Raw genomic sequence first — 12889 nt, forward strand, 5'->3', positions numbered from 1 at the left:
TGCTACTCTTGAGGCGAACATTGGCATGCGCAAAAGCCGATGACAAACATTCGGGAGCAAGCCCCATGACCAACGCCCTCAACGCCTTTCCGACTGCCGGCACGCAGACGCTGCGCGCGCTGTCGCGCTATCCGACGCGGACCGCGTTCAGTTGGCCGGGCGGCACGCTGGGCTATCGCGGCGCGGTCGACATGATCGGCAGCATCCAGAAAGTATTCATGGGGCTCGGCGCGCAACCCGGCACGCGCGTCGCAATGCTCACCGCCAACCGTGCTGAAACGTGGTGCGCTGGCGTCGCCGCGCAGCTCAGCCGTTTCGCCATCACCTGGCTGCATCCGCTCGGCTCGCGCGAAGATCAGATCGACCAGATCGAGGACTCCGGCGCCGAGATCCTGGTGATCGATGCGGCTGCCTTTCTGCAGCGCGGTGGCGAGCTGGCGATGCAGGCGCGCGGCCTGCGCCACGTCTTCACCGTCGGCTGCGCCGATTACGGCCTCGACCTGCTGGTCGCGCTCGACAAAGCTGGCAGCGCCACGCCGAAAGATTTCGCGCAGCTCGACGACGTTGCCGTGCTGAACTACACCGGCGGCACCACCGGAAAATCCAAGGGCGCGTTGCGCCGGCATCGCGAGAACGCCGGCTTCGCCAGCGCCATCCTGGCCGATTTCGAAATCCCGATGGACCCGCGCTATCTGACCGTGGCGCCGATCAGCCATGTCGCGGGCACCAAGGTGCTGCCGGCGTTGATGCGCGGCGGCACCATCCACATGATGAAGGGCTTCGATCCCGAAGCGGTGCTGCAGACCATCCAGCGCGAGAAGATCAACTTCACGCTGTTCGTGCCGACGATGATCTACGTGCTGCTCGATCATCCCGCGCTGGCGAAGACCGATCTGAGTTCGCTCGATCTGGTGCTGTACGGCGCCTCGCCGATGTCGCCGACACGGCTGATCGAAGGCATCGAGCGGATCGGTCCGGTGTTCTCGCAGCTTTACGGCCAGACCGAGTGCTATCCGGTGTCGGTGCTGCGCAAGGCCGATCACGATCCGAAGCAGCCCGAGTTGTTCCTGTCGTGCGGCTTCCCGATCGCTGCGTGTGACGCGCGGATTCTCGACGACAACGATCAGGAAGTTGCGGACGGCGAAGCCGGCGAGATCTGCGTGCGGGCGCCGCACGTGATGAAGGAATACTGGAAACGTCCGGAGCAGACCGCTGAGACGCTGAAGAGCGGCTGGCTGCACACCGGCGACATCGCCAAGCGCGACGACCGCGGCTACATGTACATCCTCGACCGCAAGAAGGACATGATCGTGTCCGGCGGCTTCAACATCTTCCCGCGCGAAGTCGAGGACGTGTTGTCGACCCACAGCGGCGTCGCGATGGTCGCGGTCGTCGGCGTGCCCGACGACAAATGGGGCGAAGCCGTCACCGCGGTCGTCGTGACCAAACCCGGCGTACAGCCGGACGAACGCGAACTGATCGAGCTGGTAAAGACCCGCAAGGGCTCGGCGCATGCGCCGAAGCAGATCAAGTTCGTCACCGAAATGCCGATGACCGGCGTCGGCAAGATCGACAAGAAGGTGCTCCGCGCGGAATTCTGGCAAGGCCGCGATCGGATGGTTGGGTAGTTCCTCTCCGCCGTCATTCAGGGGCGCACGCAGCGCGAACCCGGAATCTGACACGCAAACAACCTCGAGATTCCGGGTTCGCGCAGCTTCGCTGCGCGCCCCGGAATGACGCTGTGCCTGTTACTCGCACCACGAGCCGGCAGGCATCCTACGACCGGAACAGCCGGGTGTACTGCGTTTCGTGACGCAGGCTGGCGAGGTCGGCGCGGAAGGTGGCGCTGCCGAGGTCGTCGAGCGAAGCTGTCAGCGCACGCTCACCGGTGCTGATGACCACCGGTTCGAGCGCGGCGAGGACGCGCTGGCTGTCGGTCTGACCGAGCGGGACCAGCCGGGCGCCAGCCGAGATCCAGTTCGAGACCACCGCGTGCAGGAATGCGTGCAGCGTGGCGGCGAGCGGCACGCCGTGCACGGCGCTGATGAGACCGACCGCGACCGGATAGGCCAGCGCGCCGTCACAGGCATTCACGGCACGGTCCAGCCCATCGCTCGCCCAAGCGTTGCGGACGATTTCGATAAAGGCGCGGCCCTGCGCGGTGGTTTCGAGATGACGCTCGGCCGAGGGCACGAAGGCGACGGCCAGTTCGGCGACATCGCGCAGCGCCTGAGCGTTGCCCGTCACCGTGGTGCGGTAGGCATGAGCGAGGAACACGCCGTCGCAGAAACCCGCGCCGTGTTCGAGCATCGCCGCCAGCCAGTCGCGCAGGCTCGTTGCGTCGGTGACGTCGCCCGCTTCCACGGCCCATTCGATGCCGCTCGAATAGGAGAACGCGCCGACCGGAAACGACGGCGACAGCCACGTCATCAGCCGGTACAGCGCCGCGCCCTGCTGCGCCGACAGCGGCTCGCTCGCCGAGGCGCCCGGCTCAGTGCTCATGCTTGTGGGAATGGCCGTGCGCGTGGCCATGATCGTGGCCGCAGTGCTCGTCGTGCACGTGGCGATCGTGATCATGACCATGGGAGTGATCATGGCCCTGATGCCCATGACCGTGATCATCATGACCGTGATGGCCGTGATCGTGATCGTGATGGTCATGGTGATCGTGGCCATGATGGCCGTGATCGGCATGGCCATGCGCGCCGCTGTCGTGCGCCGGCGCATAGGCGCCGCCTTCGGGATCGAACGGCGCCTCGATCTCAACGGCCTTGCCGCCAAGCCCCTTCACCATGTCGGCGATGACGTGATCGCGGCGGATGCGGAGCGCCCTGGCCATGATCTGCGTCGGCAGATGCCGGTTGCCGAGATGCCAGGCCAGCCGCACCAGATGCAGCGGATCGTGGCCGCGGATTTCCAGCAGCGGCTCGGGCGCGGCAACGACTTCGATCAGCCGGCCGTCGTCGAGCACCAGCGCGTCGCCGCCGCGCAGCGCGACCGCGTGTTCGAGGTCGAGCAGGAATTCGAGGCCGCGGGTGCCGGTCATCGCCATGCGCCGCCGATGCCGGTCGTCAAACGCCAGCACCACGGTGTCGGCCGCCGGCCGCGTGAAGTGATATTGCCCGTAGACTTTGCTGGCTCGAATCATGGCGTGCTCATCGCATATCAGGACGAGCCAAGAGCTTTAGAGCATTTCCCGGGCGAGGGAAATCCGGATCGCGCGGCAGGGCGAGGACTGACGAGGCCGCTTAACGGCTGTGCGCAGCTCCGCGCGAGTGACCACCTTTCCCCGTCGTCATTGCGAGGAGCGAAGCGGCGAAGCAATCCAGAGGCTCAGCACACCGGTGCTGGATTGCTTCGCGGAGCCTGTCATCGGGCCGGCCGAAGGCCGGACCCGTTGGCTCGCAATGACGCGGAGAGGCCTCTCAGAACGTCTCGATCTTGGCGTCGCTGATGATCTCGATCACCGTCGGCGAGGCCTTGAGCGGCGCCGACAATTCGCGCCACACCTTCATGTGCGGCGCGCGGGCGTGGGCGTTGAGATCCTCACGGCTTTCCCAGCGCTCGACCACCACGAAGGTGTTCGGATCGTTGATCGAGATATGGTTCTCGTAAGCGATGCAGCCCTTCTCCTTGCGGGTCTCGGCAATGCACGCCTTGGCGCCGGCGATGAAGGCGTCACGCGACTCCGGCTTCACCTGCGTGGTGGCGACGACGTAGATCATGGGGATTGTCCCTTCTCGTTGGTCGCGAACGCCGCTTACTTCACGTCCACCTTGGCGGGCGTGATGATCTCGATCTTCGGCGGCGCCGAAAGGCACTTCGCCGCGGCGCGGCCGAACGCCTTGAAGTGCTCCGTCTTGCCGTGCGGTCCGAGCGCCTCGACGTTTTCCCACTGCTCGACGAACACCATCTGGGTCGGATCGGTGACGCTCTCGTGCAGATCGTAAGCGACGTTGCCGGGTTCCTGGCGCGTGCCGGCGATGCACTCCTTGGCGGCGGCGATCAGCTCGGCCCGCATCTCGGGCTTCACGGTGAGTGTGGCGACGACATAGATCACGGATATTCCTCCCGGCGGTTTTTCGTTGCGGCGCGAGCGCCGTGCGCGACCATAGGCGGATGACTGCGGGGATGCAAAGGGCGCTGGGTGGCACCCTCACGTTGGCGGCCCCTGCATAAGCGACGAGAGTGGTCGTAGCCCGGATGCAGCGACGCGAAATCCGGGACAGCGCCGGTGTATCGCACGACGTCGAGGCTGCGGATCCGGTGCCCTCGATTGCGCTTCGCTTCATCGAGGCTACGGTGAGCCACGACGGCTTCCTCGCCTCAGAACATGAAGTAACGCTGCGCCAGCGGCAGCACGTCGGCCGGCGCGCAGGTGAGCAGTTCGCCGTCGGCGCGGACTTCGTAGGTTTCGGGGTCGACTTCCAGCTTCGGCGTGGCGTCGTTGTGGATCATGCTCTTCTTGGAGATGCCGCCACGGACGTTGCTGATCGGGACCAGCGTCTTGGCGATGCCGAGGTCGCGGGCGAGATTGCCGGCGGCGGCCGCCTGCGAGGTGAACACCACGGACGACGCGGTCAGCGCCTTGCCGTAGGCGCCGAACATCGGCTGGTAGTGCACCGGCTGCGGCGTCGGGATCGAGGCGTTGGGATCGCCCATCGGTGCGGCGACGATGCTGCCGCCCTTGATGATGCAATCCGGCTTGACGCCGAAGAACGCTGGCGACCACAGCACCAGATCGGCCATCTTGCCGATCTCGACCGAGCCGATCAGCTTCGACACGCCATGCGCGATCGCGGGGTTGATGGTGTACTTGGCGATGTAGCGCTTGACCCGGAAATTGTCGTTGCGCGACGAGTCCTGCGATAGCGCGCCGCGCTGCTTCTTCATCTTGTCGGCGGTCTGCCAGGTGCGGATGATCACTTCGCCGAGCCGGCCCATCGCCTGGCTGTCCGACGACATCATCGACAGCGCGCCGAGGTCGTGCAGGATATCTTCGGCGGCGATCGTCTCCTTGCGGATGCGGCTTTCGGCGAACGCCAGATCCTCGGCGATCGACGGATCGAGATGGTGGCACACCATCAGCATGTCGAGATGTTCGTCGATGGTGTTACGGGTGAACGGCCGCGTCGGATTGGTCGACGACGGCAGCACGTTGGGCAGCGAAGCCACCTTGATGATGTCCGGCGCGTGGCCGCCGCCGGCGCCTTCGGTGTGGAAGGCGTGAATGGTGCGGCCCTTGAACGCCTTCACGGTGTCCTCGACGAAGCCCGACTCGTTGAGCGTGTCGGTGTGGATCATCACCTGGACGTCGTACGCATCCGCCACGATGAGGCAGTTGTCGATCGCCGCCGGCGTCGTGCCCCAGTCCTCGTGCAGCTTCAGCGCGCAGGCGCCGCCTTCGATCATTTCCTTCAGCGGGCCGGGCAACGCGGCGTTGCCCTTGCCCGAGATGCCGAGATTGACCGGGAAGGCGTCGAACGACTGAATCATCCGGCCGATATGCCAAGGCCCCGGCGTGCATGTCGTCGCGAACGTGCCGTGCGATGGGCCGGTGCCGCCGCCGAGCATCGTGGTGACGCCGCTCATCAGCGCGTGCTCGATCTGCTGCGGGCAGATGAAATGGATATGGCTGTCGAAGCCGCCGGCGGTGAGGATCTTGCCCTCGCCGGCGATCACGTCGGTGCCGGGACCGATGATGATGTCGACATTCGGCTGGATGTCCGGATTGCCGGCCTTGCCGATCGCCGCGATCATCCCGGCCTTCAGCGCCACGTCGGCCTTGACGATGCCCCAATGGTCCACGACTAGCGCGTTGGTGATCACCGTGTCGGCGGCGCCGTCCGCATTCGTCACCTGCGACTGGCCCATGCCGTCGCGGATCACCTTGCCACCACCGAACTTCACCTCCTCGCCATAGGTCGTGTAGTCCTTCTCGACCTCGATGATCAGATCGGTGTCGGCGAGCCGCACACGGTCGCCGGTGGTCGGGCCGAACATGTCGGCATAGACGGAACGTGAAATCCTGGTGCTCACAACACAGCCCTCGCACGCGCGGCGGTTTCGTTGAAGAGATGGTCGAGGCGTTCGTTGGCGCCGCGGCAGCCGGCCGCGACCTGCTCGGCCCATTCGAGATAATCGATCAGCCGCTCGCGTTCCCATTCGTCCGGCGGCGAGAAGATCAGCGACCGCACATTGCTGATCTTGTCGGCGAGCTTGATCATACGGGCGCGCGGCGCCAGATGCGGCGCATGCTCGACCTGATGGCGCTTGCGCACCGCGCGCGGCAGCGACATGTCATCGGTGCATGCGACCACGAGCTCGGCGACATCTTCGCTGAAGCGCTCGACGAGATCGTCGCGGCTGGTGTCGGAATCCTCGATGGCATCGTGCAGCCAGCCCGCGGCGACCAACGCGGCGTCGCCGCCATCGGTCGCGGACGCCAGCATCTCGGCGACTTCGGCGAGGTGATTGAGATAGGGCTCGCGCGACGAGCCCTTGCGCCGCTGCCCGGCATGGCAGCGGGCGGCAAAATCGGCAGCGCGTGAGACCAGCACGAGATCGGTCATCTACAACTTGCCCATCACATCGCCGCGGAAGCCGTAGATCACGCGCTTGCCGGCGAGCGCGACGAGCTGCACGTCGCGGCTCTGGCCGGGCTCGAAGCGGACCGCGGTGCCGGCCGCGATGTCGAGCCGCATGCCGCGCGCCTTGTCGCGGTCGAAGCGTAGCGCCGGGTTGGTTTCGAAAAAATGGTAGTGCGAGCCCACCTGGATCGGCCGGTCGCCGGTGTTGGTCACCGTCAGCGTCACCGTGGCGCGCCCGGCATTGAGTTCGATCTCGCCGTCTTCGATGAACAGTTCACCGGGAATCATGGACTTCTCCAAACGAAACAGCCCCGTCATTGCGAGCGAAGCGAAGCAATCCAGAGGAGGCATATGTTGCCTGGATCGCTTCGTCGCTTCGCTCCTCGCAATGACGAACGAGAGGATCTTTGCGAACAAGCCTGGGCATCGACTACCTGATCGGCTGGTGCACGGTGACGAGCTTGGTGCCGTCGGGGAACGTCGCCTCGACCTGGATGTCGTGGATCATCTCGGCGATGCCGTCCATGCACTGCGCCCGGGTGAGCACCTGTGCGCCCGCCTGCATCAGCTCGGCGACGGTGCGGCCGTCGCGGGCGCCTTCGACGATGAAATCGGTGATCAGCGCGATCGCCTCGGGATGGTTGAGCTTGACGCCGCGCTCGAGGCGCCTGCGCGCCACCATCGCCGCCATTGAGACCAGCAGCTTGTCCTTTTCGCGGGGGGAGAGATTCATGAAGGCACTCGATCGATTGCAGAGGTCGTTGAGCGAACTGAATGTTACTAACTGAACCACAGCCGCGGCAGCGCGCGGCCGGCGGCGCGGCGCAGCACCGCGACCATGTCGGCGCGCAGCTTGGCCGCATCTTGAGCGCAGAACCGCGCCATTGCAATTCCATTCCAAGCGGTGATGCCGACCTCCGCACCGAAGGAATCCGCATCCGCGCGCAGCCGCTCGACCAGCGCGGCATCGCTCGGCGCGATCAGCGCGGTCCCGATGGCAACGCCGCCTTTGGCGACCGCCGGACGATCCAATAGCGCGCCGATGTCGCCATCGAGCCGGACGGTTTCGGCGAACACAAGCTTGCCGCCGAGGCGCAGCCGCCAGCGGTCGACGAAGCGGCCCGTCCGCACCGTCTCGCCCATCGCCGAGCGGCCGAAGATCACGGATTCGCACAGCAGCAGCGAGGCGCCGGCGGCGAGGTCGATATCGATCCGCCGCTCGACGCGGGCCTGATCGAACAGGATGGTCTCCTGCGGCAGCCACGCCAGATGCCCGCCATCCGCAACGCTCAGCGCGATGTCGATCTGTGCGGCGGGGCCATGCGAGCGATAGATCTTTTCGGCCGCAGCCGTGGTCAGCGTCAGCCGCGCACCCTCGCCGACCGCAATGCCGATCCCGAAGCGATCACCACCGGCGACGCCGCCCGCAGTGTTGACCAGCACCGCGGACAGCCCCTGCTGCTCCGGCGAGGGAAATCGGACGCGCAGCGAGCCGGATTCGTGGAGCTCACCCCGCCGCGTCGCGCCGTCCACGGCGCGGACGTCGAACGCCACCGTGCCTTGCGCGCGGTTGCCGTCGAACACCGCAGACTGCGCCCCGTTGGTTTCGGTCTGCATCATGCCCCCTCGCGGCCGGCCGCCGCGAATGATCAGAGCGCCATCTGCCGGCTGATCTCGGCGGGATCGAGGGTGGCGCGATCGCAGGTGTATTTCACTGCGCCGCGATCCATCACCGCAAAGCTGTCGCCGAGCTCACAGGCGAAATCGAGATATTGCTCGACCAGCACAATGGCGATGTTGCCGAGGCTGCGCAAATAGGAAATCGCGCGGCCGATGTCCTTGATGATCGACGGCTGGATGCCTTCGGTCGGCTCGTCGAGTAGCAACAGCTTGGGTCGCATCACCAGCGCACGGCCGATCGCCAATTGCTGTTGTTGCCCGCCGGAGAGGTCGCCGCCGCGCCGGCCGAGCATCGAGTTCAGCACCGGAAACAGCGAGAACACATCGTCGGGGATCGATTTGTCGGCGCGCTTCAGCGGCGCGTAGCCGGTCTTGAGATTTTCCTCGACGGTGAGTAGCGGAAAGATCTCGCGGCCCTGCGGCACCAGCGAGATGCCGCGCCGCGCCCGCTCATAGGGCTTGAGATGCGAGATGTCGGCGCCGTCGAACTGGATCGACCCCGACGCGATCGGCTGCTGCCCGACCATCGCGCGCAACAGACTCGTCTTGCCGACGCCGTTGCGGCCGAGCACGCAAGTGACCTTGCCAGGCTCCGCCGCGATCGACACCCCACGCAGAGCCTGCGCCGCGCCGTAGTAGAGGTTGATGTTGTCGACGGTCAGCATGGGGCTGCCTCAGACTGCGTTGGGCGGACGGCGGCAATCCCATTACCGTTGTCATCCCCCGCGAAAGCGGGGGATCCAGTACGCCGTGGCGCTTCGGTAAGCAAGGAGTGCTCTGGAATACTGGGTCGCCCGCCTGCGCGGGCGATGACGGGGAGCGGATGTGGGAGCGTCGCGTAAAACATCCTGGGAATACTCATCCGTCACCGCCCCAAATACACTTCAACCACGCGCTCGTTCGCCGACACGTCGTCGATACTTCCTTCCGCAAGCACGGTGCCTTCGTGCAGACACGTCACCTTGACGCCGAGCTCGCGGACGAAGGTCATGTCGTGCTCGACGACGACCACGGTCTTGTCGTGGCTGTTGATCTCTTTGAGCAGTTCCGCTGTCTGATGGGTCTCGACGTCGGTCATGCCGGCGACCGGTTCGTCGACCAGCAGCAACTTCGGGTCCTGCGCCAGCAGCATGCCGATTTCGAGCCACTGCTTCTGGCCGTGCGACAGGTTGCCGGCGAGACGGTCGCGGGAGTCGCCGAGCTTGATGATCTCGAGCACGCGGTCGATCCGCTTGCTCTCCGGCTCGCTACGCCGCCAGAACAGCGTGCCGCGGACGCGGTGATCGACGTTGAGGGCCAGCAACAGATTGTCCTCGATGGTCTGGCTCTCGAACACCGTCGGTTTCTGAAACTTGCGGCCGATGCCGAGCGTGGCGATCTGCGTCTCGTCGAGCTTGGTGAGGTCCGTGGTGCCGTCGAATACGACCTCGCCTTTGTCGGGCTTGGTCTTGCCGGTGATGATGTCCATCATGGTGGTCTTGCCGGCGCCGTTGGGGCCGATGATGGCGCGCATCTCGCCGGGCTCGAGCGTCAGCGACAGATTGTTGATGGCGTGGAAGCCGTCGAACGAGACATGGACGCCGTCGAGATACAGCATCGCCGAGGTGGTGCGGGTTTCCAGAAGGCTCATCGCTTCACCATGGTCGGTTCGATCACGCCGTCCTCGCGCGCTGCACTCTCTGCCGCCGCGGCGACGGCGCCGTCGCGCTGCGCCTTGTCTTGCGCCGCGCCCTTCTCCTTGCGGGCTTCCCACCAGGCGTTGAAGGTGCCGATGATGCCCTTGGGCAGAAGCAGCGTCACCAGCACGAACAGCGCGCCGAGCATGAACAGCCAGTACGGCGCCAGCGGCCCGGAGGTGAACACGGTCTTGGCGTAGTTGACCACGATGGCGCCGAGCGCGGCGCCGACCAGCGTGCCGCGGCCGCCGACCGCGACCCAGATCACCGCCTCGATCGAATTGGCCGGGGCGAATTCGCCGGGGTTGATGATGCCGACCTGCGGCACATACAGCGCGCCGGCGACGCCGGCCATGCAGGCCGACAGCGTGAACACGAACAGCTTGTAGGATTCGACGCGGTAGCCGAGGAACCGGGTGCGGCTCTCGGCGTCGCGGATCGCGATCAGCACCTTGCCGAGCTTCGAGGTCACCACCGCGCGGCAGATCAGGAAACCGATCGCCAGTGCCAGGCAGCTCAGCATGAACAGCGCCGCCCGGGTGCCGTCGGCCTGGACGTTGAAGCCGAGGATGTCCTTGAAGTCGGTCAGGCCGTTATTGCCGCCGAAGCCGAAATCGTTGCGGAAGAAGGCGAGCAATAGCGCGTAGGTCATCGCCTGCGTAATGATCGAGAGATACACGCCGGTGACACGTGAGCGGAACGCCAGCCAGCCGAAGCAGAACGCGAGCAGGCCCGGCACGATCAGCACCATCAGCGCCGCGAACCAGAACATGTCGAAGCCATACCAGTACCACGGCAGTTCCTTATAGTTCAGGAACACCATGAAGTCCGGCAGAACTGGGTTGGCATAGACGCCGCGGGTGCCGATCTGGCGCATCAGATACATCCCCATCGCGTAGCCGCCGAGCGCGAAGAACGCGCCGTGGCCGAGCGAGAGGATGCCGCAATACCCCCAGATCAGATCGATCGAAAGTGCCAGCAGCGCGTAGCAGACGTATTTGCCGAACAGCGAGATCAGATAGGTCGGCACATGCAGCACCGAGCCTTCCGGCAGCAGCAGGTTTGAGAGCGGCAGCAAAATTCCGACGGCGGCAAGGATGAGCAAGAAGACCGTCGCGCTGCGGTTGAGCGAGCGGGTGAGAATATGCGGGGTCATGCGCGCGGACCTCGCGGCGCGACGAGGCGCGCTCCCCTCCCCCTTGCGGGGAGGGGTCGGGGGTGGGGGGCCGCGAGCACGGAGTCCGTGGCAAGTGCCCTCACCCCAGCCCTCTCCCGCAAGCGGGAGAGGGAGTCAGGCTGCGGGGCGGAGCGGATATCGTGCACAACACTCATCATGCCTCCACCGCCCTGCCCTTCAGTGCGAACAGGCCGCGGGGGCGTTTTTGGATGAAGAGGATGATCAGCACCAGGATGGCGATCTTGGCCAGCACCGCGCCGGCGACCGGCTCCAAGAACTTGTTGGCGATTCCGAGCGTGAAGGCGCCGACCAGCGTGCCCCACAGATTCCCGACGCCGCCGAACACCACCACCATGAAGCTGTCGATGATGTAGCTCTGGCCGAGATTGGGCGAGACGTTGTCGATCTGCGATAGAGCCACGCCGGCAATGCCGGCGATGCCGGAGCCGAGGCCGAAGGTCAGCGCATCGACCCGCGAGGTGGCGATGCCCATCGACGCCGCCATGCGGCGGTTCTGCGTCACGGCGCGCATCTCCAGGCCGAGCGAGGTGTAGCGCAGCATCGCCAGCAGAATCGCGAACACCGCGAGCGTGAAGCACAGGATCCACAGCCGGTTGTAGGTGATGGTGATCTGGCCGAGCTCGAACGCTCCCGACATCCAGGAGGGATTGCCGACTTCGCGATTGGTCGGGCCGAACAGCGTCCGCACCGCCTGCTGCAAGATCAGCGACAAGCCCCAGGTGGCGAGCAGCGTTTCCAGCGGCCGGCCGTAGAGGAAGCGGATCACCGTGCGCTCAATCAGCACGCCGATCGCCCCCGCAACCAGGAAGGCGAGCGGCACCGCGATCAGCAGCGAGTAGTCGAACAGCGCCGGATAGCTGGTGCGGATGGTCTCCTGCACCACGAAGGTGGTGTAGGCGCCGAGCATCACCATTTCGCCATGCGCCATGTTAATGACGCCCATCACGCCGAAGGTGATGGCGAGGCCGATCGCGGCGAGCAGCAGCACCGAGCCGAGCGACAGCCCGTACCAGGCATTCTGCACCATCGACCAGATGGCGAGGTTACGTTCGATCGCCGCCTTGGCGCTGGCAATGCCGCTGGTCACCGCAGCACTCTGCCCGCCAGGCACGCCGGTCAGCAGCGCCATCGCCTCCTGATCGCCGCGCGCCTTGATGGTGGCGATGGCGTCGAGTTTGTCGACGTCGGAGGCGTCGGTCTTGAACAGCAGGATCGCGGCGCGCGCCTCGGCGAAGGCCTGCCTGGCGGCGGCGTTCTTCTCGGCCTTCAGCGCGGTCTCGACGGTCGGCAGCATGGTTTCGTCGTGGGTCTTGAACACCGACTGCGCCGCCTGGATACGCTTGCCCAGATCCGGCGACAGCAGCGTCAGCCCGGCCATCGCGCCCGCGACGGCACGGCGCAACTTGTTATTGAGGCGGACGGCGCTCGCCTTGGCGGGCAGCGCGGCGACGGCATCACCAGTCGCCGCATCAGTGATCTTGCCATCGTCGGCCTTGATGAAGGCTGCCTTGCTGTCGGGGTCGGCATAGAGCTTGCCGTCCTGCAGCGCGATGATGATCGGGGCGGCGCGCGGATTGCCGCTGGCGATCAGCTTGCCGATCGCGTCCTCGGTGTCGGAGAAGGAGTCCTGCGAAAACTGCGCGATCGCGTCTTCATAAGGACCGGCGAAAGCCGGCAGGGCGGCGAAGCTCGCGCAGGCGATCGCCACGGCGGCGAACACGAGGCGCAATGAACGGATCAATGGC

The 12889-nt window shown here is 65.7% G+C and carries 14 protein-coding genes; 1 reads left to right on the forward strand and 13 read right to left on the reverse strand.

Translation table 11 applies throughout. The features are described 5' to 3' along the window. Positions 1-65 precede the first annotated feature (65 nt). Entirely contained in the window at positions 66-1628 is a 1563-nt protein-coding gene (locus LPW26_RS04105; RefSeq protein ID WP_238733007.1) for an AMP-binding protein, read from the forward strand. Between the two features lie 148 nt (positions 1629-1776). Here LPW26_RS04105 and LPW26_RS04110 read toward each other — a convergent pair whose 3' ends face one another. From LPW26_RS04110 to urtB, 13 genes are all read right to left on the reverse strand, one after another. Further along, the gene (locus LPW26_RS04110) at positions 1777-2502 is read right to left on the reverse strand and encodes an urease accessory protein UreF (protein ID WP_238733062.1); all 726 of its coding nucleotides are present in this window, start codon (positions 2500-2502) and stop codon (positions 1777-1779) included. After that, complete coding sequence (locus LPW26_RS04115) at positions 2492-3148, reverse strand: urease accessory protein UreE (RefSeq protein ID WP_238733008.1); 657 nt, start codon at positions 3146-3148, stop codon at positions 2492-2494. The genes LPW26_RS04110 and LPW26_RS04115 overlap by 11 nt, the downstream gene beginning before the upstream one ends. 277 nt (positions 3149-3425) lie before the next feature. Continuing rightward, positions 3426-3725: a putative quinol monooxygenase gene (locus LPW26_RS04120; RefSeq protein ID WP_238733009.1), complete on the reverse strand. Its 300-nt coding sequence runs from the start codon at positions 3723-3725 to the stop codon at positions 3426-3428. Positions 3726-3760: 35 nt separating this feature from the next. Continuing rightward, positions 3761-4060 carry a putative quinol monooxygenase gene (locus LPW26_RS04125; protein ID WP_238733010.1) on the reverse strand — a complete coding sequence of 100 codons (300 nt, stop codon included), beginning with the start codon at positions 4058-4060 and terminating at the stop codon, positions 3761-3763. 266 nt (positions 4061-4326) lie between these two features. Continuing rightward, the gene (gene ureC, locus LPW26_RS04130; RefSeq protein ID WP_238733011.1) at positions 4327-6039 is read right to left on the reverse strand and encodes an urease subunit alpha; all 1713 of its coding nucleotides are present in this window, start codon (positions 6037-6039) and stop codon (positions 4327-4329) included. Beyond that, entirely contained in the window at positions 6036-6572 is a 537-nt protein-coding gene (locus LPW26_RS04135; protein WP_238733012.1) for an HD domain-containing protein, read from the reverse strand. Before LPW26_RS04135 ends, ureC begins: the two co-directional genes overlap by 4 nt. After that, positions 6573-6878 (reverse strand): urease subunit beta, encoded by a 306-nt coding sequence (locus tag LPW26_RS04140; RefSeq protein WP_238733013.1) that lies wholly within the window; start codon positions 6876-6878, stop codon positions 6573-6575. A 142-nt stretch (positions 6879-7020) separates the two neighbouring features. Further along, positions 7021-7323, reverse strand: a complete 303-nt coding sequence (locus LPW26_RS04145) for an urease subunit gamma (protein WP_238733014.1) — start codon at positions 7321-7323, stop codon at positions 7021-7023. 47 nt (positions 7324-7370) lie between these two features. After that, entirely contained in the window at positions 7371-8210 is an 840-nt protein-coding gene (locus LPW26_RS04150; protein ID WP_406676956.1) for an urease accessory protein UreD, read from the reverse strand. Positions 8211-8239: 29 nt separating this feature from the next. Then, on the reverse strand, positions 8240-8935 hold the full coding sequence (urtE, locus tag LPW26_RS04155; protein ID WP_238733015.1) for an urea ABC transporter ATP-binding subunit UrtE: 696 nt from the start codon (positions 8933-8935) through the stop codon (positions 8240-8242). 200 nt (positions 8936-9135) lie between these two features. After that, positions 9136-9900 (reverse strand): urea ABC transporter ATP-binding protein UrtD, encoded by a 765-nt coding sequence (urtD, locus tag LPW26_RS04160; RefSeq protein WP_238733016.1) that lies wholly within the window; start codon positions 9898-9900, stop codon positions 9136-9138. Continuing rightward, on the reverse strand, positions 9897-11102 hold the full coding sequence (urtC, locus tag LPW26_RS04165; RefSeq protein ID WP_238733017.1) for an urea ABC transporter permease subunit UrtC: 1206 nt from the start codon (positions 11100-11102) through the stop codon (positions 9897-9899). Before urtC ends, urtD begins: the two co-directional genes overlap by 4 nt. A 175-nt stretch (positions 11103-11277) precedes the next feature. Then, positions 11278-12885 carry an urea ABC transporter permease subunit UrtB gene (gene urtB / locus LPW26_RS04170; protein WP_249785050.1) on the reverse strand — a complete coding sequence of 536 codons (1608 nt, stop codon included), beginning with the start codon at positions 12883-12885 and terminating at the stop codon, positions 11278-11280. Positions 12886-12889 lie beyond the last annotated feature (4 nt).

The organism is Rhodopseudomonas infernalis (assembly GCF_022271405.1).
Classification (GTDB): domain Bacteria; phylum Pseudomonadota; class Alphaproteobacteria; order Rhizobiales; family Xanthobacteraceae; genus Rhodopseudomonas; species Rhodopseudomonas infernalis.